Source organism: Mycobacterium sp. NGS62 (assembly GCF_059812285.1).
The window spans coordinates 126,942-150,547 of record NZ_JCALCK010000006.1 but is presented as its reverse complement, the minus strand read 5'-3'; the positions used below and the strand labels follow the sequence as shown (position 1 = coordinate 150,547).

The following is a 23,606-nucleotide window of genomic DNA, read 5'->3' as shown; positions in this document are numbered from 1 at the left end:
CCGGCTTCGCTTGTTCGCTTCGCTTTGCATCGCTGCCTGCCTACCCGGAGAGGTTGAAGTTACCGGACGCGCCGTAAACAGCCAGCGAGATGAACAAAGTAATAACCACGACGACGATCAGCGACGTGCGCACCGCCTGGCCGACCGCTAGGCCGACGCCCACCGGGCCGCCAGAAGCGTTGTAGCCGTAATACGTATGGACCAGCATGACCGCAATCGACATCACGATGGCTTGCAGGAACGACCACAGCAGGTCGGTCGGATTCAGAAATGTATTGAAGTAATGGTCATACAGCCCCGCCGACTGACCGTTGATGAACACGGTGGTGAACCGAGCGGCGAAAAATGAGGCCAGCACGGCCAACGAATACAGCGGGATGATCGCGATCAGGCCGGCGATCAACCGGGTGGACACTAGATACGAAACCGAGTGCACGGCCATCGATTCGATCGCGTCGATCTCCTCGGCCACCCGCATGGCGCCGAGCTGTGCGGTGGTGCCGGCGCCGATAGTGGCGGCCAGCGCAATACCGGCCACCACGGGGGCGACGATGCGGACATTGAGAAACGCCGACAAAAACCCGGTCAGTGCCTCGATGCCGATATTGCCCAACGACTCGTAGCCCTGCACCGCGATGACACCGCCTGATGCCAGCGTCAGAAACGCTGCGACACCGACCGTTCCACCGATCAGCACCAACGCGCCGGTGCCCATCGTCATTTCGGCGATCAGCCGGATGGTCTCTTTGCGGTATCGGGTCAGCGCATTCGGGATATAGCGCATCGATTCGCCGTAGAACAGCGCCTGCTCGCCGAAGTTGTCGACCGGTTCGGCGAACCGGGAAACGAACCGGCGGAAGCGCAGCGTGGCGTCGTAACTCATCGGTTCACCGGGCCAACACTCGAACGCCGATCGCCGTCATGATCACGTTGATCACGAACAGGCAGATGAATGCGTAGACCACGGTTTCGTTGACGGCGACGCCAACCCCTTTCGGGCCACCCTTGACGGTCAGCCCCCGGTAGCAGCCGACCAGACCGGCCACGACACCGAACAACAGCGCCTTGACTTCGGAGAGGACCAGCTCGCCCAGGTGAGTGAGCACGGTCAGTCCGTTGACAAAGGCACCCGGGTTGACGCCCTGCAGCAACACCGAGAAGACGTACCCGCCGGCGATGCCGATCGCCGAGACCAGGCCGTTGAGCAACAGCGCGACGAACGTCGACGCCAACACTCTGGGGACTACTAGCCGCTGGATCGGGTCGAGACCCAAGACCCGCATAGCGTCGATTTCCTCGCGGATGGTCCGGGCGCCGAGGTCGGCGCAGATCGCGGTGGCGCCCGCGCCGGCCACCACCAGCACGGTGACGACGGGACCGAGTTGGGTAATGGTCCCGAAGGCGGTTCCCGCGCCGGATAGGTCGGCTGCACCGAGTTCGCGCAGCAGGATGTTGAGAGTAAACGCCACCAGAACCGTGAACGGGATCGCGACCAGAAGCGTCGGGATCAGCGAGACGCGGGGGATCATCCAGGTCTGGTCGAGAAACTCGCGGAATTGGAATGGGCGCCGGACCGTCTTGCTGAACGTCTCCAGGGACATTTCGACGAATCCGCCCACGGCCCGGGCCGGAACCGCAAGCTGTTGGATCAACCTGGTCCCTTTCTCCCGCGGCCGCCTGCAACTTGGAGCGAAGCTATACTTCTCCGGTCGGCGCCGTCAAAGCTTCCTTCTGAGCAGACGACGCTCCGCGTGAGCTGGATCATATTAACTAGAACAAGTTCGCAGTGTCAAAGAACTGCAAAATTAGGTCAAGATTAATTGTTTGACCAGGTCAGAAGCTATTGTGACGCAGGTCATTCTGGAACGTGTTCTAGCTCCGTCGAGCCGGGACGCCTGTCTCCCTCACCGGATCAGGACTCCATCAAGGTGGACGCGGAAAAGTTCACCTCGGGGTCGCGTTCAGCAAAGTAATCGTGCAGTGTTGCACTGAGCTTGTCGGGGTCCCACGCCTGCGCGTCCGAGGTGAACTGACGTTCTGCAGTCGGCGCCGCCACCAGCGTGACCCGGGGTCCGTAGACGATGAAAACCTGGCCGTTGACCGCTTCAGCCGCCGGAGAGGCCAGGAAACGGACCAGCGTGACGACGTGCTCGGGTGAGAGCGGGTCGATCTGGCCCGCGCCGACCTCAGGTGCCTCGCCGAAGACCTCGGCGGTCATCGCTGTGCGCGCTCTCGGGCAGATCGCATTGGCGCAGACGCCGTAGCGGCCCAGCGCCCGCGCGGCAGATAGGGTCAGCGCGGTAATGCCGGCTTTGGCCGCACCGTAGTTGGCTTGCCCGACCGGACCGACCAAACCTGCTTCCGACGATGTGTTGACGATCCGGCCGTAGACCGACCCACCGGCTTCCTTGGCCTTGGACCGCCAGTAGGTGGCCGCGTTGCGGGTAAGCAGGAAGTGACCGCGCAGGTGCACTGCGATGACCGCATCCCAGTCCTCGTCGGACATGTTGAACAGCATCCGATCGCGGGTGATCCCGGCGTTGTTGACCACGATGCTCAGGCCGCCCAGGCCGTCGGCGCAGCTGACCAGTTCGTCGGCGGTCGAGCGCTGGCTGATGTCGCCGGCCACCGCGACCGCCTTGGAGCCGGCGGCGCTGATTTCGTCGAGCACGTCGGATGCGTCCAGCGCGGTGGCGATGTCATTGACGACGACGCTGGCGCCGGCTCGGGCTAAGCCGATCGCCTCGGCGCGTCCCAAGCCAGCGGCCGCACCGGTGACCACCGCGACCTTCCCGGACAGATCGGTCGCGTTCGTGCTGCTAGTCAATTTATGAATACCTCTAGTCTGTCGGGCGGCGACCCGCTGCGCCCGGCTTCGCCGCGCTTGCGATCACCGCTAATCTTCGCGTTTCAGCGCCGCACGCGGGCATTCGGCGATGGCCTGCTCGGCCAGCACCTCCCGATCGGCAGGAATCGGATCGGTTTTGACCACGGCGTAATCCTCGTCGTCCAGTTCGAAGACATCCGGCGCGATTCCTACGCATATCGCGTTGCCCTCGCACCGATCGCGGTCCACTATCACTCGCACGGGATCCTCCTTGGGCGTTTCCGAGTGCCGGTATTCCCACCATACGACGGAAGGTTGGGCGAATCGGCCGCTGGACCCCCAGACTAGAACGTGTTACAACCAGGGAGGTAAACGGGATCCCGAAGGGACGGCCAATGCGCATCAGTTATACCCCGGAGCAGGAGGAACTGCGCCGCGAACTGCGGTCGTACTTCGCCAAGTTGATCACTCCCGAGCGCCGCGAGGCCCTGAGCTCCACGTCGGGCGAGGTCGGTGAAGGCAACGTCTACCGGGAGACCGTCGCACAGATGGGCAAGGACGGGTGGCTCACCCTGAACTGGCCGAAAGAGTACGGCGGCCAGGACCGCTCCTCGATGGACTCACTGATCTTCGCCGACGAGGCCGCGGTCGCCGGGGCTCCGGTGCCGTTTTTGACCATCAACAGCGTCGCGCCCACGATCATGGCGTTCGGCACCGAGGAACAGAAGAAGTTCTTCCTGCCCAAGATCGCATCCGGTGACCTGCATTTCGCTATCGGCTACTCCGAGCCCGGAGCGGGTACGGACCTGGCGAACCTGCGGACCTCTGCGGTGCGCGACGGTGACGACTACATCGTCAACGGGCAGAAGATGTGGACCAGCCTGATCGCCTACGCCGACTACGTGTGGCTGGCGGTGCGCACCAACACCGAAGCCAAGAAGCACCGAGGCATCTCGATGCTGATCGTCCCCACTGCCTCCGAGGGCTTCTCCTGGACACCGGTGCACACCATGGCGGGCGTGGACACCAGCGCCACCTACTACCAGGATGTCCGGGTACCGGTGGCCAATCGGGTCGGCGAGGAGAACGGCGGCTGGAAACTGGTCACCAATCAGCTCAACCACGAGCGCGTCGCGTTGGTGTCCGCGCAACCGATCATTTTGGCGCTCAACCAGGTCCGGGAATGGGCGCAGAACACCAAGGACGGCGGCGGGGCCCGGCTGATCGACTCCGAGTGGGTTCAACTCAACCTGGCGCGCGTGCACGCCAAAGTCGAGGTGCTCAAGCTGATCAACTGGGAGTTGGCGTCAGCAGCCGACGCCGCCCCGTCGCCGGCGGATGCGTCGGCCGCCAAGGTGTTCGGCACCGAGCTGGCCACCGAGGCCTACCGGCTGCTGATGGAGGTGCTCGGCACCGCCGCGACGGTGCGGCAGAACTCGCCCGGCGCGTTGCTGCGCGGTCGGGTCGAGCGGATGCACCGAGCCTGCCTGATTCTCACGTTCGGCGGCGGCACCAACGAAGTCCAGCGCGACATCATCGGCATGGTGGCGCTGGGTCTGCCTCGAGCCAACCGGTAAAGGATTCTGATGGATTTCTCGACAACAGAAGCAGCGCACGACCTCGGTGATTTGGCCGGCACGATCGTCGACGCCGTGTGCACGCCCGAGCACCAACGCGAATTAGACGGCCTGGACCAACGGTTCGACCGCGACCTTCTGCGCAAGCTCATCGAGGCCGACATTTTGAGCACCGCGGCACCGGAGTCGCTGGGCGGCGGCGGGTACGGGGTGCTGGAGCAGACCGCCGTGCTGGTTGCGCTGGGCCGGGGGCTGGCCGCGGTGCCGTATCTGGAGTCGGTGGTGCTGGCCGGTGGCGCGCTGGCCCGGTTCGGCTCCGCGGACCTCCAGCAGCAGTGGGGCGCGCCAGCGGTAAGCGGCGAGAAGATCCTCACCGTGGCGCTGGACGGTGAAATGGGCGACGGGCCGGTGCAGGCCACGCGTTCCGGTGCGGGCTACCGGCTGACCGGAACACGTACTCAAGTCTTTTACGGGCCGGTGGCCGATGCATTCTTGGTGCCAGCCGAAACCGATTCCGGCACAGCTGTTTTCGTAGTTACTGCTGAAGAGGCATCGGTGACCGCGCTGGAGACCACCGGTCTGGGCAGTGTGGGACATCTGCGGCTCGACGGGGTCGAGGTGGGTGATGCGCGGCGGGTCGGCGGCGACGACGTGGTTGCTTGGCTTTCCACGCATGCTGCGTTGGGTCGCAGCGCATTTCAGCTCGGTGCGCTGGATCGCGGGCTGCAGTTGACTGCCGAATATGCGCGCACCCGCGAACAATTCGATCGTCCGATCGGCAGCTTCCAGGCGGTGGCCCAACGGCTGGCGGACGGCTACATCGACGTCAAAGGTTTGCGGTTGACGCTCACTCAGGCAGCATGGCGGCTGACCGAGGACTTGCCTGCCGACACCGAGGTGGCAACCGCGGCATTCTGGGCTGCCGAGGCGGGACACCGGGTGGCGCACACCATTGTCCACGTGCACGGCGGTGTCGGTATCGATATCGACCACCCGGTACACCGCTACTTCCTGGCGGCCAAAGAGACCGAGTTCGCGCTGGGCAGCGCCACCGGGGCGCTGCGCAAGATAGGTCGTGAACTGGCGGACACGCCTGCGTGACGCAAGATCTCCCGACCGTCACCGACCTGCTCAAGCCGTTGGTCGACGTCGACGATCGTGGCATCTACTTCGAAGATTCGTTCACCAGTTGGCGTGAGCACCTTCGGCACGGCGCAGCGGTGGCCGCCGCGTTAGGCGAGCGACTCGACCCCGGGCGGCCACCCCACGTCGGGGTGCTATTGGAAAACACTCCGTTCTTCTCTGCCCTACTGGTCGCGGCCGGGCTATCGGGCCTCGTGCCAGTCGGGCTCAACCCCGTCCGCCGGGGAGCCGCGCTGGCCCGCGATGTCGACCACGCAGACTGCCAGCTGGTGTTGACCGATTCGAAATCTGCTGCGGCACTGGGTGGTGTGCCGCATATCGATGTTGACTCGACGGCCTGGGCCGACGAGGTGGCCGCACACGCGGATGCACCGGCGCAGTTCCGGTCCGCGACGGCCGCCGATCTATTCATGCTGATCTTCACCTCCGGCACCAGTGGTGATCCCAAAGCAGTGAAATGCAGTCAGGGCAAGGTCGCGATCGCCGGCGTGACGATGACCGAACGCTTCGGCCTGGGCCCCGACGACCGCTGCTATGTGTCCATGCCGTTGTTCCACTCCAACGCGGTGCTGGTCGGGTGGTCGGTAGCCGTCACGTGCCGCGGCTCAATGGTGTTGCGCCGTAAGTTCTCGGCTTCGGGATTCATACCCGATATCCGACGGTACGGCGTCACCTACGCCAACTATGTAGGCAAGCCGCTGTCGTATGTGCTCGCCACTCCCGAGCTGCCCGACGACGCCGACAACCCACTGAAAGTGGTGTATGGCAACGAGGGTGCACCGGCCGACGTGGAGCGGTTTGCCGGCAGATTCGGCTGTATCGCCGTCGACGGCTTCGGTTCTACCGAGGGCGGAGTCGCCATCGCCCGCACACCGGACACGCCCGAGGGCTCGTTGGGTCCGCTGCCCGATGGCATCGGGATCATCGACGTCGACACCGGCGACCCCTGCCCGCCGGGAGCGATCGGTGAGTTGGTGAACATCGCCGGCCCAGGCCGGTTCGAGGGTTACTACAACGACCCGGAGGCTGACGCGCAGCGGATGGCTGACGGTGTCTATCACAGCGGTGATTTGGCTTACCGCGACGAGAACGGGTACGTGTATTTTGCTGGGCGGCTCGGTGATTGGTTGCGGGTCGATGGGGAGAACCTCGGCACTGCGCCGATCGAGCGGGTACTGGCCCGCTACCCGGGGGTCAGCGAGGTCGCGGTGTACGCCGTGCCCGACCCGGCCGTCGGCGACCAGGTGATGGCCGCAGTGGTAATGGCCGCGGGCACGGAATTCGATGCCGACACGTTCCGCGCATTCCTGGCCGAGCAGCCCGATCTGGGGCCCAAGCAGTGGCCGTCCTACGTCCGCATCAGTACGGCGCTGCCGCGCACCGCGACGTTCAAGGTGCTCAAACGGGAGCTCTCCGGCGAAGGTGTCGAGTGCGCGGATCCGGTGTGGCCGATCAAACGCTAGTGGGCGCCACTGAGATCGACTTGGTGTCTAAGTAGCTCTCAATTCCTTCGCGGCCCAACTCCCGGCCGTAGCCGCTGGACTTGACGCCGCCGAACGGCGCGTAGGGGTCCATCGTGTAACCCTGGTTGACACCGAAGGTGCCGGTACGGATGCGCGCAGCCAACTCCACCCCGCGCTCGATGTCGTCGGTCCATACCGACCCTGCCAGACCGTAATCGGAGTCGTTGGCGATGTGCACCGCGTCGTCGTCGTCGCGGTAGCCGATGACGGTGAGCACTGGTCCGAAGATTTCTTCGCGGGCAATCCGCATGGTGTTGTCGGCGTCGGCGAACAGCGTGGGCCGGACGTACCATCCGCGCTCGACGCCGTCCGGCATCCCGGTTCCGCCGGTGATCAGCCGGGCGCCTTCGGCCTGGCCGGTCTGGATGTAGCCGGTCACCCGCTCGTGTTGCCGCCGCGCCACCAGGGGGCCCATCTGGGTCGCGGGATCGGTAGGGTCACCGACGACGATCGTCTGCATCTCGGTCGCCAGCGCGTCGATGAAACCGTCTCTTCGGCTGTCCGGCACGAGGATTCGGGTCAGCGCGTTGCAAATCTGCCCGCTGTTGGACAGGCTGGCTGACCGGATGCCGGCCGCCACCGCGCCCGGGTCGGCATCGTCGAGGACGATCGCCGCGGATTTGCCACCAAGCTCCAGGCTCACCCGTTTCAAACCGGCGGCGCAGGTTTCGGCTACCCGCCGGCCCGCAGCCGTCGATCCGGTGAACGACACCTTGTCCACGCCGGGATGGCCGACCAAGTACTCACCGGCGTCGGCGCCGCCGGGCAACACGCTGACCACACCGGGTGGCAGCTCGAGTTGCTCGATGAGCTCGGCGAGCAGCAGCGCGTCCAGCGGCGATTCCGGCGCCGGCTTGAGTACCACGCAACAACCGGCGAGCAGCGCCGGCACCAGCTTGGTGACGATCAGGAACTGCGGCATGTTCCACGGCACGATCGCGGCGACCACCCCGACTGGTTCGCGGCGAATGTGAATATCGGCGCCGTAGCGGCCGGCCCGAATCTCGTGCCACGACAGGCTTTCAGCCAGATCACAGAACGCGGTCATCATCATCCACGGCAGTCCGACCTGGGCGCGCTGGGCGAAGCTGATTGGAGCGCCGATCTCAGTGGTGATGAGCTCGGCCATTTCCGGGCGGCGCTCGCCGTAGCGTTCGACCAGTCGCCGTACCGCGGTAATGCGCTCGGCGGGATCGAGCCGCGGCCACGGCCCCTGGTCGAATGCCGCACGCGCAGCTGCGACGGCAGCGTCGACGTCGGCAGGTCCGGCTGACGCCACGCGCGCTACCGGAGCTTCGGTGGCCGGTGAGGTCACCTCGATCACCGCGTCGCTACGGGGTGATGACCAATTCCCACCGATGAACAGTGCGTCGTGTCGCTGCACGCAGACCTCCCCGCGGCTGAATATCAACTACTTGCGATTGCGGTCTCGAGCATATACGGTCAGCGCTGCACGCGGGTGGTCGTGAGCGACAGGAGTAGGCATGGCTCGTTTCCCCAAGCCGGCGGAAGGCAGCTGGACGCAGCACTACCCAGAGCTCGGAATCGGTCCGGTGTCATACGAGGACTCCATCTCAGCGGAGTTCTATGAGCTCGAGCGGGCCGCAATCTTCAAGCGGGCCTGGTTGAATGTCGGCCGCGTCGAGCAACTTCCGCGCAAAGGCAACTACTTCACCAAGGAGCTGAAGGTTGCCAACACTTCGATCATCGTGGTGCGCACCATGACCGGTGACATCAAAGCGTTCCACAACATTTGCCGCCACCGTGGCAACAAACTGGTGTGGAACGACATGCCGCAGGAGGAAACCAGCGGCTTTTGCCGCCAATTTCGGTGCAAGTACCACGCCTGGTGTTACGACCTGGACGGCAACCTCACCCATGTCCCGCAGGAAAACGAGTTCTTCGCCTTCGACAAGAACCGCCACGGGCTGGTGCCGGTGCACTGCGACGTCTGGGAAGGCTTCATCTTCGTCAGCTTCGCCGCCGAACCCGAGCAGTCGCTACGAGAGTTTCTGGGGCCGATGATCACCGACCTGGAGGGCTACCCGTTCGGGCAACTGACGTCGCGGTGGTGCTACCGCTCGGAAGTGAAGGCGAACTGGAAGCTTTACCTCGACGCGTTCCAGGAGTTCTATCACGCGCCGGTGTTGCACGCGAACCAGTCGCCGACCAAATACTCCAAGGCGGCGGCAGAAGCCGGCTTCGAGGCGCCGCACTACCGTATCGACGGCCCGCACCGGCTGGTGTCGACGTCGGGTGTGCGAGCCTGGGAGATGGATGCCGAGATGCGCAAACCCATCGAAGACATCTGCCGCAGCGGGCTTTTCGGGCCGTGGGACGGCCCCGATCTCGGCACGCTGCCTGCTGGCGTCAACCCGGCTAATTGCAACCCATGGGGACTGGACTCGTTTCAGATCTTCCCCAACTTCGTGATCCTGATCTGGGGACAGGGCTGGTATTTGACCTACCACTACTGGCCGACTTCGTATAACAGTCACGTCTTCGAGGGCACCCTGTACTTCCCGCCGCCGCGCACTCCGCGCGAACGCGTCGCCCAGGAGCTGGCGGCAGTGACCTTCAAGGAATTCGGTCTGCAGGACGCCAACACACTGGAGGCCACTCAGTCGATGATCGAATCGCGTGCGGTTGACCGATTCCTCCTCAACGACCAGGAGGTGCTGCTGCGGCACCTGCACCACGAGACCGCGGCGTGGGTCGAGAACTATCGGCGCAACTCGGTGGGGGTCTGATGTCGGCTAACCTGCCACCCGAATTCACAGACCTAAAACAGTTTTCCGATTGGTGTCTGGCACGCGAACCGCAGCGCTACCACAAGCGGCTCACCAGCACGATGGTCGAGATGCAGTCCTTCTACGATGCCATCACACCGCGTGCCGAGGACGCGCTGGCCTACTGCGACAAGTTCAGTCTTGACGACATGCCCGACGACGTCATGAACCTGATGTATCTGCTGTATTCGATGATCATGGTGTCTTTCCCGGTCGAATGCTGGAAGCAGCCGCGCATTCCCGATTCGGGCGCATCGACGTTGGATTGCGTCAGCGAACCCGTGCCGTGATCGTGCTGCGGGCCGCCCGCTGGGCGGATGTCGACTCCGGACAGGTGCACTCACCGGCGGTGGTCGTGATTGACGATGGGCGGATCGCCGCGGTCAATCCGTCTGAGCCGCCTCCAGATTCGGCGTCCGAGATCGACCTCGGCGATGTGACGCTGCTACCCGGGCTGATGGACATGGAACTCAACCTGCTCATCGGCGGCCCGGGCGGGCCGGAGGGACTGCCGTCGCCGATGCACGGTGTGCAGGACGACCCGGCCTACCGCACCCTGCGCGGTGCGGTGAACGCCCGCACCACCCTGGATGCGGGTTTCACCACTGTGCGCAATCTGGGTCTGATGGTCAAGACCGGCGGTTATTTGCTCGACGTGGCACTGGAACGCGCGATCGATCAGGGCTGGCATGCCGGTCCACGGATCGTGCCGGCCGGGCACGCCGTCACACCCTATGGCGGTCACCTGGATCCGACCGTCTTCCAACGCCTGGCCCCAGGCATCATGCCGCTGTCGGTAGCCGAAGGGATCGCCAATGGCGTGCCCGACGTACGCGCCTGCGTGCGCTACCAGATCCGCCACGGCGCCAAGGTGATCAAGGTGTCTGCCTCCGGCGGCGTCATGTCGCACAGCACCTCGCCGGGATCGCAGCAGTACTCCGACGAGGAGTTCGCCGCGATCGCAGACGAGGCCCACCGCGCCGGGATCCGGGTGGCCGCGCACGCGATCGGCGATAGCGCGATCCGGGCCTGCATCAACGCCGGAATCGACTGCATCGAACACGGTTTCCTGGCCAGCGACGACACCATCCAGATGATGGTCGACCACGGCACCTTCCTGGTTTCAACGACGTATCTCACCGAAGCGCTGGCCGTTGACCGCGTCGCACCCGAGCTTCGCAAGAAGGCGGCCGAGGTCTTCCCGCAAGCTAAAGCCATGCTGCCCAAAGCGATTGCGGCGGGAGTACGGATCGCATGCGGCACCGATGCGCCCGCAATCCCGCATGGCCAGAACGCCAAGGAACTCTGCGCACTGGTCGATCGCGGCATGACACCGATGCAGGCGATCCGCGCGGCAACCGTGACCAGCGCCGAGCTCATCGAAGCGGACCACGAACTCGGCCGGCTGGCAGCTGGCTATCTCGCCGACATCATCGCCGTACCAGGCGACCCGTCCCGCGACATCGCCACCACGCTGGACGTGTCGTTCGTCATGAAAGACGGTCGCGTTTACACGCGCGCCTAGGACACACCATGGAACTCACGGACAATATCTTGTGGCTGCTGAAGCAGGCCTTCCACTTTTCGCTCAAAACCGTCAATGACGCGATCAGCAGCCACGGGGTGACCACCGCACAGATCGGATTGATGCGTCAGTTGGCCAACGAACCCGGCCTGTCCGGGGCCGAGCTGGCCCGGCGGCTGCTGATCAGTCCGCAGGGCGTGCAGTTGGCGATCAACGCGCTGGAGAGCCGCGGCCTGGTGGAGCGCAAACAGGACCCGCAGCACGGCCGGATCCTGCAGTCCTATCTCACCGACCAGGGCCGCGCGGTGGTCTCGGCTGTACTCGCCGACGCGCTGACCGCCCACGAAAGGGTCTTCGGCGTACTGGACGCCGACGAGCGACAGCTGCTGCACGATCTGCTCGCCCGGGTGGTCGAACAGGGCACCGGCAATCCGCTCTTCACGGATCACCATGAATCAAGTACTTGATACCAATCGCAAGTACTTGATACTCTGCTTGGCGATGGAGCAGGCGACGAATGACGCTTTCACGGAGGAAGTGACGATTCAGCTGGACCGGCGCACCACCGTCGTGCCGTACCGCGACGGCAACACCGTTCTGCAGACCGCCCGGATGGCTGGCCTGGCCGCGCCGTCGTCATGCGAAACCGGCTCGTGTGCAACCTGTATGGCGCGCCTGGTACACGGCAGCGTGCGGATGCTCAACAACGACGCGCTGACCGAAGAAGAAGTTGACGACGGCTGGATCCTCACCTGCCAGTCGTTGCCGACCAGTCGTTCGGTGAGGGTGGTCTATGACTAGTCAACGAGTTGCGGCGGTGACCGGTGGCGCGTCGGGCATGGGTGAAGCCACCTGTCACGAGCTTGGCCGCCGCGGGCACAAGGTCGCCGTTCTCGATCTCAACGGCCAAGCGGCCCAGCGGGTTTGCGACGAGCTGCGAAACGATGGCGTCACCGCACTGGCGGCGGAGGTGGATGTCACCGATCGCCCCGCGGTCGAGGAGGCGTTCGCCAAGGTACACAGTGAGCTCGGCCCAGTAGGCATTTTGGTGACCAGCGCGGGCATGGTCGGTTTCGAGCCGTTCAGCGAGATTACTCCGGAGTCATGGCAGCGGATCATCGATGTCAACCTCACCGGTACGTTTCACTGCTGCCAGGTGGCGCTGCCCGACATGGTGGCCGCGGGCTGGGGCCGCATCGTGATGATCTCGTCGTCCAGCGCCCAGCGCGGATCACCGGGCATGGCGCACTATGCCGCTTCGAAAGGCGCGCTGATCACCCTGACCAAATCGCTGGCGCGTGAGTATGCCGGTGCCGGAATCACGGTCAACAACATTCCGCCGTCGGGTATCGAGACTCCGATGCAGCACCAATCACAAGCCGACGGAAACCTGCCGTCGAACGAGACGATGGCCGCTCAGATTCCGGTGGGACACCTCGGCACCGGTGACGACATCGCGGCGGCCGTCGGGTTCTTGTGCTCCCAAGAGGCGGGGTTTGTCACCGGACAGGTACTCGGCGTCAACGGCGGAGCAGTGATGTGACAGGAGGTTCACGTGGCGCGATGGCCTAAACCGGCGGAGGGCAGCTGGACCGGCCACTACCCGGATCTGGGCACCGGGCCGGTTTCCTTCCGAGATTCCACGTCACCGGAGTTCTATGCGGCCGAACAGGAGGCGATCTTCAAGCGCGCCTGGCTCAACGTCGGCCGCATCGAGGACGTCCCGCGCGTCGGCAGCTACTTCACCAAGGACATCGCGGCGGCAGGCACGTCGATCATCGTGGTCAAAGGCAAAGACAAAGTGGTGCGCGCCTTCCATAACATTTGCCGACACCGCGGAAACAAGTTGGTGTGGAACGACTTCCCCAATGCGGAAACCAAAGGTGCATGCCGGCAGTTCACCTGTAAATATCACGGCTGGCGCTATGACCTCGACGGTGCGTTGACATTCGTACAGCAGCCAGGAGAGTTCTTCGATCTCGACACCGACTCATACGGGCTGCGTTCGGTGCACTGTGACATCTGGAACGGCTTCATCTTCGTCAACTTCGATGCCGAGCCGCGGCAAAGTCTGCGGGAGTTTCTCGGACCGATGATCACCGGACTCGACGACTATCCGTTCCACAAGCTCACTGAACGCTACGACTGGGTGGCCGACAACAACAGCAACTGGAAGATCTTTGCCGACGCGTTCCAGGAGTACTACCACGTTCCCGCGCTGCACCCACAACAGGTTCCACCCGCGGTGCGCGACCCCAATGCCGGATTCGAATGCGCCCATTTTCAGATCGACGGACCACACCGCTTGGTGTCTACCGCCGGTACCCGCCGCTGGCTGATGGCACCGGAGTACATGTATCCGATCGAACGAGCCACCCGCAGCGGTCTTGTCGGGCCCTGGCGAACCCCGGATCTAGGTGACCTGCCCGCCGGGCTCAACCCCGGTGGCATCGATCCATGGGGCATCAGCAACTTCCAGATTTTCCCCAACCTGGAAATCCTGATCTACGGCGGCTGGTACCTGCTCTACCGGTATTGGCCGACGTCGCACAACACCCATCGGTTCGAGGCCTACACCGCGTTTCACCCTGCTCGCAGCGTGCGTGAGCGCATCGAACACGAAGTCGCCGCGGTGGTGCTCAAAGAGTTCGCGCTGCAAGACGCCGGCATGCTGGGCGGCACCCAGGCCGCATTGGAAACCGGCATCGTCGACGGCTTCCCACTCAACGATCAGGAAATCCTGGTCCGCCACCTGCACAAGACGGTCGGCGACTGGGTCGCCGAGTACCAACGCGAGCACGAACCGGCGGGGGCGGCCCATGTCTGACCCGCTTCTGCCCAGTGCCTTCGCCGAACTCGAGCCTTACGCCGAAACCTGGTGTCTACCGACGGAATCTGAGCGGTGGGATAGACGAATGGCCAGCAGCATGGCCGACATGCGGCAGTTTTACGACGCCTTTTTCCCGCGGCTGGAAGAGGCAATCGAATACTGCGACAAGTTCTCGCTCGACGACCTTCCCGACGACGCGCTGCATCTGCTGCACCTCATCTATTCGCTGATCCTGGTCGCCATGTCAGTGGAGGTCATGCATCAAATCAAACCCACCGACGCCGCCGACGCCGTCATGACACGAATCAGCGAACCGGTGCCATGAGGAAAGGACAGGCGATGAGTCTGCTTGCCATCAACAAGCTCACGACCACGGTGGGCGCCGAGGTCGACGGTATTGATCCCGATCGACTGGCCACCGACGACACCCTCGGGAAGGCGGTCCTCGACGCGCTGGAAGAAAACGGCGTGTTGGTCTTTCCCGGGCTGCACCTGAATCCTGAAGCACAGGTGGCGTTTTGCCGTCGGCTTGGCGAGGTTGACTACTCCTCAGACGGACACCATCGGGTGCCGGGAATCTATCCGATCACGCTGGATGTGTCGAAGAATTCCTCGGCAGCCTATCTGCGAGCCACCTTCGACTGGCATATCGACGGTTGCACCCCGATCGGCGACGAATGCCCGCAGAAAGCTACCGTGCTGACGGCCGTCCACGTCGCCGAACGCGGCGGCGAAACCGAGTTCGCCAGCTCATATGCCGCCTACGACGCGTTGAACAACGACGAGAGGCAGCGCTACGGGTCGTTGAAAGTTGTTCACTCCCTGGAAGCCTCGCAGCGGCGCGTCACGCCCGATCCCACACCCGAGCAGCTAGCGCGGTGGCGGGCGCGCCGCACCCACGAGCATCCGCTGGTGTGGACACATAGCAGCGGCCGCAAGTCGCTGGTGCTCGGCGCCTCCGCCGACTATGTCGTGGGTATGGATCTCGACGCGGGCCGCGAGTTGCTGGCCGAACTGCTCGACCGCGCCACAGTGCCCGCCAAGGTCTACAGCCACCGGTGGTCGGTCGGCGACACGGTGATCTGGGACAACCGCGGGGTACTGCACCGGGCTGCACCCTATGACCCGGACTCCCCACGAGAGATGCTGCGCACCACCGTGCTCGGTGACGAACCGATCCAGTAGCCCGTCATCCCAGCATTGAAGGCACTATCGCCTCGATGAGGTGCGGTCCGGTTTCGCTGAAGCTCACACGCAGTGCGTCGGCGAGCTCCTCAACGGTGCCGACCCGGCGCGCCGGTACCCCCATTCCCTCGGCGAGCTTGACGAAATCCATTCTTGGGCCGGTCAAGTCGAGTAGTTCGCGCGCTTTGGGGCCGGGTGCGCCCTCGGCTCCGACGCGCTGCAGTTCAAGCCGCAGAATGTCGTAGGCGCCGTTGCTGTAGATGACGGTGGTGACGTCGAGCTTCTCCCGCGCCTGAGTCCACAGGCCCGAAATGGTGTACATCGCCGAGCCGTCGGATTCCAGGCACAGCACCGGACGGTCCGGCGCAGCGACCGCGGCGCCCACCGCGGCGGGGATGCCGTAGCCGATCGCTCCCCCGGTCAGGGTGAGCCAATCGTGTGCCGGCGCCCCGGCCGTCGCAGCAGCCAGTGGCAGCCCGGAAGTGTTGGACTCGTCGACCACGATTGCGCGTTCCGGCATGAGCGCACCGATCACGTCGGCGGCCGAAGCGGCGGTCAACGCACCGGTGGGCAGCTGCGGGCGCGACAGCGCAGCAGCCTCGGCGACGGTGTCCGGCGCCACCTCGTCAGCCAGTGCCGCCAACGCGTCGGCGGCCCCGGTGCGGTGTGCGAGCACGTGGACTTCGCAGCCGTCCGGTACCAGGTCGCTGGGTTTGCCTGGATAGGCGAAAAACGATACCGGTGACGCCGCACCGGCCAGGATCAGATGCTTGGCGCCGTCGAGTTGCGCGGCAACGGCTTCGGCGAAGTAGGCGATGCGTTCGACCGCGGGAATGCCTGCACCGCGCTCCAGCCGGGTAGGGAATGTCTCGCAATACCAGCGGGCACCGGTCGTCGATGCGGCCCTGGCCGCCGCCTGCAGGCCGGGAGCTCGGGTGGCGTCGCCGCCGATCAGAATTACCGAGGGCTCGCCGGAACGCAGCACCTCGGCTACCAGCTTGACCGCGTCCGTGTCGACGGTTGACGTCGTTGACTGGGCAGGTGTCGGATGGCCGGTGTGTGTGACCTCGCTCCACGAAAGGTCCGCCGGCAGAATCAGGGTGGCAACCTGTTCCCCGCTTTGGCTAGCGGCGATAGCCTCCGCGGCGTCGGCCGCGACATCGCCGTCGGTTCGGCGCAGCCACCCGGAAACGCTACCGGCCACCGCGTCGATGTCGGATTCCAGTGGTGCGTCGTACTTTTTGTGATAGGTGGCGTGGTCGCCGACAACCACCACCATCGGCACCCTCGCCCGGCGCGCGTTGTGCAGGTTGGCCAGCCCGTTGCCCAGCCCCGGCCCGAGGTGCAGCAGCACCGCCGCGGGTCGGCCGGCGATGCGCGCATAGCCGTCGGCCGCTCCGGTGGCCACGCCTTCGAACAGGGCCAGCACCCCACGCATCCGCGGCACCGCGTCCAGTGCGGCCACGAAATGCATCTCGGAGGTGCCGGGGTTGGCGAAGCACACGTCGACCCCGCCGCCGACCAGAGTGTTGATCAGTACGTGAGCGCCATTCACACTCCGACTGTAAACGCATCAGGCCTTTACGTGATTGGCATGCCTGTCGTCGGCCGGCCTTGCCTCGGTCTGTTCCTTGGCCCAGCGGTAGTCGGGCTTGCCCGCGGGCGACCGCTTGACCTCGTCGACAAACCAAAGTGCCCGGGGGACTTTATATCCCGCGATCTCACTGCGCACGAACCGGTCGAGGTCGGTCAACGCCGGGCGTGTTCCGGGGCGTGGCTGTACGACGGCGGCCACGCACTGGCCGTAGCGCTCGTCGGGCACGCCGACCACCAGCGCGTCGAACACGTCAGCATGGCCCTTGAGTGCGGCCTCGACTTCCTCGGGGTAGATCTTTTCCCCACCGCTGTTGATCGACACCGAACCGCGGCCCAGCATGGTGACCGTTCCATCGGCCTCCACCTGTGCATAGTCCCCGGGGATCGCGTAACGCACACCGTTGATGGTTTTGAACGTCTCGGCGGTCTTCTTCTCGTCCTTGTAGTAGCCGACGGGGATGTTGCCCTTCTTCGCGATGATGCCGCGCACACCCGAGCCGGGCTTCACTTCGTTGCCGTCGTCGTCGAGTACGACCGTGCGATGGTCGATGGTGACCCGCGGCCCACCGGTGTGCGCCTCGCCTGCGGCCACGATGCTGGTGCCGCCGAAGCCGGTCTCCGACGAGCCAATCGAGTCGGTGATGACCCGGTTGGGCAGCAGCTCGAGAAGCTTCTCCTTGATGCTCGGTGAGAACAGCGCCGCAGTGCTGGCCAACAAGAACAGCGATGACAGGTCGTAGTCGTTGTCCTTCATGAGTGCGTCCAGTAGTGGGCGGGCCATCGCGTCACCGGTGAAGAACAACAGATTGACCTTGTGGTCATGGATTGTCCGCCACACTTCGTCGGCGTCGAATTCCGGTGCCAGAACGGTGGTTTGACCTGAGAACAGCGACATCCACGTGGCCGACTGAGTGGCGCCGTGGATCATCGGCGGGATCGGATAGCGGATCATCGGCGGATTCGCCGCGGCCTGCTTGGCCAGGTCGTACTCGTCCTTGACGAATTCGCCTGTCGCAAAGTCGGTCCCGCCGAAGAGCACGCGGTAAATGTCCTCGTGGCGCCACATCACGCCCTTCGGGAACCCGGTGGTGCCGCCGGTGTAGAGCAGGTAGATGTCGTCGGCGCTGCGCTCACCGAAGTCACGCTCCGGCGAGCCTTCTTCGAGCGCGGAGTAGAACTCCACCCCGCCATAGCGCTGGTAATCCGCGTCTGAGCCGTCTTCGACGACGAGCACCGTCTTGACGTTCGGGGTTTCCGGCAACACGTTGGCGACCCGGTCGGCGTACTGACGCTCATGGACCACCGCGACCATGTCGGAGTTTTCGAACAGATACCGCAGCTCACCCTCGACATAGCGGAAGTTGACGTTGACCAGGATGGCCCCGGCTTTCACGATGCCCAGCATCGCGATCACGATCTCGTTGCGGTTGCGGCAGTACAGGCCGACCTTGTCGTCCTTTTTGACGCCCTGGTCGATCAGGTAGTGCGCGAGACGGTTGGCCTTATCCTCCAGCTGCGCGTACGTGAGCTGGCCGTCGCCGCAGATCAGGGCGACACGGTCAGGCACGGCGTCGATGGCATGCTCGGCAAGGTCGGCAATGTTCAGGGCCACGGACCCAAACTAGAACGTGTTACATTTCTTGACAAGTTTGTGACAGCCGCGCAGAAAGGCAGACACCGGTGAGCGATGCTCATGCACTGATTGACCAGCGCGGACACACCCTGATCGTCACGCTGAATCGCCCCGACGCCCGCAATGCGCTCAGCGGCGAAATGATGCAGATCATGGTCGAGGCGTGGGACCGCGTCGACAACGATCCCGACATCCGCTGCTGCATCTTGACCGGAGCAGGCGGCTACTTCTGCGCCGGCATGGACCTCAAGGCGGCCACCGCCAAACCGCCCGGTGACTCGTTCAAAGACGGCAGCTACGACCCGTCGCGCATCGACGCTCTGCTCAAGGGCCGCCGGCTCACCAAACCGTTGATTGCCGCGGTCGAAGGCCCGGCCATCGCCGGGGGCACCGAGATCCTGCAGGGCACCGACATCCGGGTCGCCGGCGAAAGCGCCAAGTTCGGGATCTCCGAGGCCCGCTGGAGCCTGTATCCGATGGGCGGCTCAGCGGTGCGGCTGGTTCGGCAGATCCCCTACACGGTGGCGTGTGACCTGTTGTTGACCGGGCGGCACATCACCGCCGCCGAGGCCAAGGAGATGGGGCTGATCGGGCACGTCGTTCCGGACGGGCAGGCGCTGACCAAAGCGTTGGAGATTGCTGACGCGATCTCCAACAACGGGCCGCTGGCGGTGCAGGCGATCCTGCGGTCCATCCGGGAGACCGAGGGCCTGGCCGAAAACGACGCGTTCAAGATCGACACCCAGATCGGTATCAAGGTGTTCTTGTCCGACGACGCCAAAGAAGGCCCGCTGGCCTTCAAAGAGAAGCGCGCGCCGGTCTTCCGCGGCCGCTGACGCGTCCGCTCTTGGCGCCGAGCGTGAAACTGTTGCGAGTTTCGCGCGGTTTTTTCGCAACAGCTTCACTCTCGATGACGTGTCAGTCCTACACGGCACACTCCGGTCATGGAAGAGCCGTTTATCGGCAGTGAGGCCGTCGCATCCGGTGCCCTGACGCCGTATGCCCTACGGAGCAGACACGTTGCGATTCACCGGGACGTCTTCATGCCGCGCGGCACCGAGCTCACCGCGCTCAGCCGGGCCAAAGCGGCTTGGCTGTGGTCTCGGCGACGCGGCGTCGTAGCAGGCCGCTCCGCTTCGGCGCTGCACAGGGCCAAGTGGGTCGATGCCAACAATCCAGCAGAGATCATCTACGACAATCGCCATGCACCGTCATCGATCCGAACATGGTCCGACTGCATAGAAGACGACGAAGTCGCACCAGTCGACGGCATGAAGGTAACTACCCCAGCGCGCACCGCCTTGGACTTGGCGTGCCGATATCGCATCACTAGGAGCGTCGCAATGATCGACGCGCTGGCCCGCGCAACACACCTCAAAATGGCGGACGTGGAACTGCTTGCCGAGCGTTACAAAGGCCGTCGCGGCATCCGACGCGCGCGGATTGCACTGCCACTCGTTGACTCCGGTGCCGAATCACCGCGCGAAACGTGGCTGCGCCTGGTGCTGATCCGCGCGGGCTTCCCCCCACCCCAGACGCAGATCCCGGCCTACGACGAATACGGCCAACTCGTCGCCGTATTCGACATGGGCTGGGAGCACATCAAGCTGGCGGTGGACTGCGAGGGCGATCACCACCGGATGGATCGGCGGCAATTCAACCACGACATCAGGCGCGCCGAAGCCGTCGCAGAGTTGGGCTGGGTCGATATATGGGTGACGGCAGAGGACACCGAAGGCGGGGTGATCGGCCGGGTTTCAGCGGCCTGGGATCGTCGAACGTGAACCTGTTGCGAGGTTTTGGCTGTTTCTTCGCAACAGCTTCACGCTCGGTGCAGAGGCGCGCTGGGCGTGAACACGACCGGCATCGACTCGAGGCCGCTGACGAAGTTGGCCGGCCGCAGCGGCAAAGCTCCGTCGTGATAAGAGGCCAGCCGCAGATCAGGTAGACGCTGCAGAACACGCGACGTCATCAGCGAAAGCTCCAGGCGGGCCAGCTGATTGCCCAGACAGAAGTGCGTGCCGAAGCCAAAGGCCAGATGGCTGTTGGGGTCTCGCCGGATGTCGAACTGCTCGGGGTTTTCGAACACCGACTCGTCGAAGTTCGCCGACTCGAACAGCAGCATGATTTTCTCGCCCTCGCGAAGCGAGGTGCCGTGAAATTCGGTGTCGGCGGTCAACGTCCGGCACATGTTCTTCACCGGCGACGTCCACCGCAGCATCTCCTCGATGGCGCCTCCTAGCAACAGCGACGACGGGTCAGCCGCCAGCTGGTCCCATTGGTCGCGGTGGCGCAGCAGTTGTTCGGTGCCGCCGGACAGCGTGTGCCGGGTGGTCTCGTCGCCGCCGATGAGGATCAGCAGGGTCTCGAAGACGATCTCGTCATCCGACATCCGCTGTCCCTCAACCTCGGCGTTGACCAGGATGGAGAACAGGTCATCGGTCGGCTCGGCCCGACGCTTGGTGATGATGCCCATCGTGAATTCGGTATAGGCCGCAAACGCGTCCATGACCGCCTGGAACTCTGCCGACGTCGGGTCGATGTGCGAGCTCAGCCCGGTGACCAGGTCATCAGACCACTTGAGCAGCATCCCCCGCTCTTCGGGCAGCACGCCCAGCATGTCGCCGATCACGGCCATCGGCAGCGGAGCTGCGATGTCACGGACAAAGTCACACTGGCCGCGCTCACAGACCGCGTCGATCAGCGTGTCGCAGAGCCGCGCAATCGACGGCTCCTTCTCGCGGACGCGCTTGCGGGTGAAGCCGGCGTTGACGAGCTTGCGCCGCAACAGGTGTGCGGGGTCGTCCATGTCGATCATGTACGGCATGCCGGGCTGGTCGGGACGAATCCCCCCGGTGCTGGAGAACAGCTCTGGGTTGCGCTCGGCGTCGATGATTGCCTGATAGGTCGTGGCCGCGGCGAGCCCGTTGCGATCCCGAAACACCGGCTGGTTGGCGCGCATCCAGCGATACGCCTCCCGGGCTTGCCGGCCGTCGGCGTAGAACGTGCCGTCTGTCAAATCGACATCGGGAATCGTGACTGTCATGGACTAACCTCCAGATATGCCTGAATCACAACACACCATCGCCGGAACGGTACTGACTATGCCGGTGCGGGTTCGGAAGGCAGACGTGCACACGGCGATGTTCTCGGTGGACGCCGAGGCGGCCCAGCGGCTCATCGACTACAGCGGCCTGCAGGTCTGCCAACACCGCCCCGGCCGCGCCGTGGTCAATCTGATGCTGGCGCGCTACATCGACGGCGACCTCGGGCAGTACCACGAATTCGGCACCTGCGTGATGGTCAATCCGCCCGGCTCGCAGGCCCACGGCTGGCGGGCGCTGCAGGACGCGGCAGCGTTCATCCACCACCTGCCGGTCGACCAGAGCTTCACGTTGGAGGCCGGGCGCACCATCTGGGGATTTCCGAAGATCATGGCGGACTTCAGCGTTCGTGAAGACGGCAACTTCGGGTTCGACGTCAGCGTCGAAGGCTCGCACATCGCGGGCATCGATTTCCGCCGCGGTCTGCCCGTTCCGTCGCTGTTCACGACGAAACCGCAGGTGCTCAAGACCTACACCTACGCCGAGGGCACTACCCGCGAGGTGCCGTGGGAGATGAAGGTCAGCGGGTTGCGCGGCCGGATCGGCGGGGCGGCCGTGCGATTGGGCGATCACCCCTACGCCGCGGAGTTGGCGTCGCTGGGCCTGCCGAAGCGAGCGATGGTGTCGGGATCGGTCGCCAATGTGGAAATGTCGTTCGGCGACGCCCACGCGCTCGGCTGAGCGGGTCATCCGGCCAATCTAACGTAGTGGCGACCCGCTGCGCCCGGCTCCGCCGCGCTTGCGATCGCCACGCTAGAACGTGTTCTAACCGCGTGACAAGAAGTCGTGCCGACAAGGCGCGGGAACTACACCAAAGCGGCGAGCTCGCGGACCTGCTCTATGCTGCGCGCCGAGACCACCATCATCGTCACGCCTGCGGCCTCCCAGACCGTGATCTGCTTACGCACGTAGTCGATGTCGCCAACGATCACCGCGTCATCGACGAGTTCATCGGGAATGATTTTGGCGGCCTCGTCCTTGCGGTTACCGCGAAACAGTGCGGTGACCTCGTCGACGACCTCGGCGTAGCCCATCCGTCGGTAGACGTCAGCGTGGAAGTTGGTGTCCTCGGCACCCATGCCGCCCATGTAGAGCGCCAGGAACGGCTTGATGCCGGCGAACGCCGCGGGCCGATCGTCGGTGATGACCACCTGGGCGGTCGCGCAGACCTCGAAATCCTCGCGACTGCGACGGGCCCCCGGGCGGGCGAAACCTTCGTCGAGCCATTCGTTGTACATGTCGGCCAGTCGCGGGGTGTAGAAGATCGGCAGCCAGCCGTCGCAGATCTCGGCGGCCAGTGCCACGTTCTTCGGGCCTTCCGCGCCCAACATGATCGGGATGTCGGACCGCAGCGGATGGGTGATGGGTTTGAGCGCCTTGCCCAGACCCGTTGTGCCGTCACCTGTTAGCGGCAGCGGATAGTGCGGGCCGTCGCTGGTGACCGGCTTCTCCCGGGCCCATACCTGCCGGATGATGTCGATGTATTCCCGGGTGCGGGCCAGCGGCTTGGGGAATTTCTGCCCGTACCAGCCTTCGACCACCTGCGGACCGGACACACCCAGGCCCAGCAGGTGGCGCCCGCCGGAAAGGTGATCCAGGGTCAGCGCCGCCATCGCGCACGCGGTCGGGGTGCGCGCAGACAGTTGCACCACCGAGGTGCCCAGCCGCAGCCGGCTCGTCGACGCTCCCCACCAGGCCAGTGGCGTGTAGGCATCCGAGCCCCAGGCCTCCGCGGTGAACACCGCGTCGAAGCCGGCGTCTTCGGCCGCCGCCACCAGCTCAGCCGCGTTCTCCGGCGGCTGTGCGCCCCAGTAACCCAGTTGCAGTCCCAGCTTCATTCCCGGCTCCTTGCTCAGATTCTTAGAACCTGTTCT

Annotated in this window: 23 protein-coding genes and 1 pseudogene; 15 read left to right on the top strand and 9 right to left on the bottom strand. The window is 64.6% G+C overall.

The window, feature by feature from the left end:
- Nucleotides 1-40: 40 nt before the first annotated feature.
- The 4 genes from AC5Y49_RS17250 to AC5Y49_RS17235 all read right to left on the bottom strand — a co-directional run bounded on the left by AC5Y49_RS17250 (nt 41) and on the right by AC5Y49_RS17235 (nt 3,088).
- Entirely contained in the window at nt 41-883 is an 843-nt protein-coding gene (locus AC5Y49_RS17250; RefSeq protein ID WP_499889146.1) for an MlaE family ABC transporter permease, read from the bottom strand.
- 4 nt (nt 884-887) lie between these two features.
- On the bottom strand, nt 888-1,652 hold the full coding sequence (locus AC5Y49_RS17245) for an MlaE family ABC transporter permease (RefSeq protein ID WP_499889144.1): 765 nt from the start codon (nt 1,650-1,652) through the stop codon (nt 888-890).
- A gap of 260 nt (nt 1,653-1,912) precedes the next feature.
- Nucleotides 1,913-2,827, bottom strand: coding sequence for a 3-oxoacyl-ACP reductase (locus AC5Y49_RS17240; RefSeq protein WP_499889142.1), 915 nt, complete (start codon nt 2,825-2,827; stop codon nt 1,913-1,915).
- 69 nt (nt 2,828-2,896) lie between these two features.
- Nucleotides 2,897-3,088: a ferredoxin gene (locus AC5Y49_RS17235; RefSeq protein ID WP_065012624.1), complete on the bottom strand. Its 192-nt coding sequence runs from the start codon at nt 3,086-3,088 to the stop codon at nt 2,897-2,899.
- A gap of 134 nt (nt 3,089-3,222) precedes the next feature.
- On the opposite strand from AC5Y49_RS17235, the gene AC5Y49_RS17230 reads away from it, so the two are divergent.
- Genes AC5Y49_RS17230 through fadD17 form a run of 3 tightly spaced genes read left to right on the top strand, consistent with a single transcriptional unit; the run spans nt 3,223 to nt 7,010 of the window.
- Complete coding sequence (locus AC5Y49_RS17230) at nt 3,223-4,404, top strand: acyl-CoA dehydrogenase family protein (RefSeq protein ID WP_499889140.1); 1,182 nt, start codon at nt 3,223-3,225, stop codon at nt 4,402-4,404.
- A 9-nt stretch (nt 4,405-4,413) separates the two neighbouring features.
- Nucleotides 4,414-5,505, top strand: a complete 1,092-nt coding sequence (locus tag AC5Y49_RS17225) for an acyl-CoA dehydrogenase family protein (RefSeq protein WP_499889138.1) — start codon at nt 4,414-4,416, stop codon at nt 5,503-5,505.
- Entirely contained in the window at nt 5,502-7,010 is a 1,509-nt protein-coding gene (gene fadD17, locus AC5Y49_RS17220; protein ID WP_499889136.1) for a long-chain-fatty-acid--CoA ligase FadD17, read from the top strand. Before AC5Y49_RS17225 ends, fadD17 begins: the two co-directional genes overlap by 4 nt.
- Here fadD17 and AC5Y49_RS17215 read toward each other — a convergent pair.
- Nucleotides 7,000-8,454: an aldehyde dehydrogenase gene (locus tag AC5Y49_RS17215; RefSeq protein ID WP_499889134.1), complete on the bottom strand. Its 1,455-nt coding sequence runs from the start codon at nt 8,452-8,454 to the stop codon at nt 7,000-7,002. The genes fadD17 and AC5Y49_RS17215 overlap by 11 nt on opposite strands.
- Before the next feature lie 100 nt (nt 8,455-8,554).
- On the opposite strand from AC5Y49_RS17215, the gene AC5Y49_RS17210 reads away from it, so the two are divergent.
- The 9 genes and pseudogenes from AC5Y49_RS17210 (at nt 8,555) to AC5Y49_RS17170 (ending at nt 15,399) form a co-directional block, all read left to right on the top strand.
- Nucleotides 8,555-9,820, top strand: coding sequence for an aromatic ring-hydroxylating oxygenase subunit alpha (locus AC5Y49_RS17210; RefSeq protein ID WP_499889132.1), 1,266 nt, complete (start codon nt 8,555-8,557; stop codon nt 9,818-9,820).
- Nucleotides 9,820-10,149: a hypothetical protein gene (locus tag AC5Y49_RS17205; RefSeq protein ID WP_499889130.1), complete on the top strand. Its 330-nt coding sequence runs from the start codon at nt 9,820-9,822 to the stop codon at nt 10,147-10,149. The genes AC5Y49_RS17210 and AC5Y49_RS17205 overlap by 1 nt, the downstream gene beginning before the upstream one ends.
- Nucleotides 10,077-11,384: a metal-dependent hydrolase family protein gene (locus tag AC5Y49_RS17200; protein WP_499889129.1), complete on the top strand. Its 1,308-nt coding sequence runs from the start codon at nt 10,077-10,079 to the stop codon at nt 11,382-11,384. Before AC5Y49_RS17205 ends, AC5Y49_RS17200 begins: the two co-directional genes overlap by 73 nt.
- Before the next feature lie 8 nt (nt 11,385-11,392).
- Nucleotides 11,393-11,851, top strand: a complete 459-nt coding sequence (locus AC5Y49_RS17195) for a MarR family winged helix-turn-helix transcriptional regulator (protein WP_499889127.1) — start codon at nt 11,393-11,395, stop codon at nt 11,849-11,851.
- Nucleotides 11,852-11,918: 67 nt separating this feature from the next.
- A pseudogene (locus AC5Y49_RS17190) lies at nt 11,919-12,185 on the top strand (2Fe-2S iron-sulfur cluster-binding protein); the annotation flags it as partial.
- Nucleotides 12,178-12,927, top strand: coding sequence for an SDR family NAD(P)-dependent oxidoreductase (locus AC5Y49_RS17185; RefSeq protein WP_499889125.1), 750 nt, complete (start codon nt 12,178-12,180; stop codon nt 12,925-12,927). The pseudogene AC5Y49_RS17190 and the gene AC5Y49_RS17185, both read left to right, overlap by 8 nt.
- A 12-nt stretch (nt 12,928-12,939) precedes the next feature.
- Complete coding sequence (locus AC5Y49_RS17180; protein WP_499889123.1) at nt 12,940-14,211, top strand: aromatic ring-hydroxylating oxygenase subunit alpha; 1,272 nt, start codon at nt 12,940-12,942, stop codon at nt 14,209-14,211.
- A complete protein-coding gene (locus AC5Y49_RS17175) occupies nt 14,204-14,539 on the top strand; it encodes a hypothetical protein (protein ID WP_499889120.1) in 336 nt (111 codons plus the stop codon). The genes AC5Y49_RS17180 and AC5Y49_RS17175 overlap by 8 nt, the downstream gene beginning before the upstream one ends.
- Before the next feature lie 14 nt (nt 14,540-14,553).
- Nucleotides 14,554-15,399, top strand: a complete 846-nt coding sequence (locus AC5Y49_RS17170) for a TauD/TfdA dioxygenase family protein (RefSeq protein WP_499889118.1) — start codon at nt 14,554-14,556, stop codon at nt 15,397-15,399.
- 4 nt (nt 15,400-15,403) lie between these two features.
- On the opposite strand, the gene AC5Y49_RS17165 is transcribed toward AC5Y49_RS17170, so the two are convergent.
- On the bottom strand, nt 15,404-16,954 hold the full coding sequence (locus AC5Y49_RS17165) for an acetolactate synthase large subunit (protein ID WP_499889116.1): 1,551 nt from the start codon (nt 16,952-16,954) through the stop codon (nt 15,404-15,406).
- Between the two features lie 18 nt (nt 16,955-16,972).
- The gene (locus tag AC5Y49_RS17160) at nt 16,973-18,607 is read right to left on the bottom strand and encodes an acyl-CoA synthetase (RefSeq protein ID WP_499889114.1); all 1,635 of its coding nucleotides are present in this window, start codon (nt 18,605-18,607) and stop codon (nt 16,973-16,975) included.
- Between the two features lie 68 nt (nt 18,608-18,675).
- Between AC5Y49_RS17160 and AC5Y49_RS17155 the strand changes: the two genes are divergently transcribed.
- Together AC5Y49_RS17155 and AC5Y49_RS17150 are read left to right on the top strand one after the other, a co-directional pair.
- A complete protein-coding gene (locus AC5Y49_RS17155) occupies nt 18,676-19,464 on the top strand; it encodes a crotonase/enoyl-CoA hydratase family protein (protein WP_499889112.1) in 789 nt (262 codons plus the stop codon).
- A gap of 108 nt (nt 19,465-19,572) precedes the next feature.
- On the top strand, nt 19,573-20,412 hold the full coding sequence (locus AC5Y49_RS17150) for a type IV toxin-antitoxin system AbiEi family antitoxin (protein ID WP_499889110.1): 840 nt from the start codon (nt 19,573-19,575) through the stop codon (nt 20,410-20,412).
- Nucleotides 20,413-20,450: 38 nt separating this feature from the next.
- Here the strand turns inward: AC5Y49_RS17150 and AC5Y49_RS17145 are convergent, their stop codons facing one another.
- A complete protein-coding gene (locus AC5Y49_RS17145; RefSeq protein ID WP_499889109.1) occupies nt 20,451-21,674 on the bottom strand; it encodes a cytochrome P450 in 1,224 nt (407 codons plus the stop codon).
- A 16-nt stretch (nt 21,675-21,690) separates the two neighbouring features.
- On the opposite strand from AC5Y49_RS17145, the gene AC5Y49_RS17140 reads away from it, so the two are divergent.
- Entirely contained in the window at nt 21,691-22,413 is a 723-nt protein-coding gene (locus AC5Y49_RS17140; RefSeq protein WP_499889107.1) for an acetoacetate decarboxylase family protein, read from the top strand.
- Between the two features lie 125 nt (nt 22,414-22,538).
- Here the strand turns inward: AC5Y49_RS17140 and AC5Y49_RS17135 are convergent, their stop codons facing one another.
- Entirely contained in the window at nt 22,539-23,570 is a 1,032-nt protein-coding gene (locus AC5Y49_RS17135; RefSeq protein WP_499889104.1) for an LLM class F420-dependent oxidoreductase, read from the bottom strand.
- Nucleotides 23,571-23,606: the final 36 nt, after the last annotated feature.

What these genes read in the sequence shown, in the direction of transcription:
- AC5Y49_RS17145 (WP_499889109.1), bottom strand. Translation starts at nt 21,674, where the DNA reads ATGACAGTCACGATTCCCGATGTCGATTTGACAGACGGCACGTTCTAC.
- AC5Y49_RS17170 (WP_499889118.1), top strand. Translation starts at nt 14,554, where the DNA reads ATGAGTCTGCTTGCCATCAACAAGCTCACGACCACGGTGGGCGCCGAG.
- AC5Y49_RS17175 (WP_499889120.1), top strand. Translation starts at nt 14,204, where the DNA reads ATGTCTGACCCGCTTCTGCCCAGTGCCTTCGCCGAACTCGAGCCTTAC.
- AC5Y49_RS17210 (WP_499889132.1), top strand. Translation starts at nt 8,555, where the DNA reads ATGGCTCGTTTCCCCAAGCCGGCGGAAGGCAGCTGGACGCAGCACTAC.
- AC5Y49_RS17135 (WP_499889104.1), bottom strand. Translation starts at nt 23,570, where the DNA reads ATGAAGCTGGGACTGCAACTGGGTTACTGGGGCGCACAGCCGCCGGAG.
- AC5Y49_RS17195 (WP_499889127.1), top strand. Translation starts at nt 11,393, where the DNA reads ATGGAACTCACGGACAATATCTTGTGGCTGCTGAAGCAGGCCTTCCAC.
- AC5Y49_RS17205 (WP_499889130.1), top strand. Translation starts at nt 9,820, where the DNA reads ATGTCGGCTAACCTGCCACCCGAATTCACAGACCTAAAACAGTTTTCC.
- AC5Y49_RS17225 (WP_499889138.1), top strand. Translation starts at nt 4,414, where the DNA reads ATGGATTTCTCGACAACAGAAGCAGCGCACGACCTCGGTGATTTGGCC.
- AC5Y49_RS17185 (WP_499889125.1), top strand. Translation starts at nt 12,178, where the DNA reads ATGACTAGTCAACGAGTTGCGGCGGTGACCGGTGGCGCGTCGGGCATG.
- AC5Y49_RS17140 (WP_499889107.1), top strand. Translation starts at nt 21,691, where the DNA reads ATGCCTGAATCACAACACACCATCGCCGGAACGGTACTGACTATGCCG.
- AC5Y49_RS17150 (WP_499889110.1), top strand. Translation starts at nt 19,573, where the DNA reads ATGGAAGAGCCGTTTATCGGCAGTGAGGCCGTCGCATCCGGTGCCCTG.
- AC5Y49_RS17250 (WP_499889146.1), bottom strand. Translation starts at nt 883, where the DNA reads ATGAGTTACGACGCCACGCTGCGCTTCCGCCGGTTCGTTTCCCGGTTC.
- AC5Y49_RS17230 (WP_499889140.1), top strand. Translation starts at nt 3,223, where the DNA reads ATGCGCATCAGTTATACCCCGGAGCAGGAGGAACTGCGCCGCGAACTG.
- AC5Y49_RS17200 (WP_499889129.1), top strand. Translation starts at nt 10,077, where the DNA reads ATGCTGGAAGCAGCCGCGCATTCCCGATTCGGGCGCATCGACGTTGGA.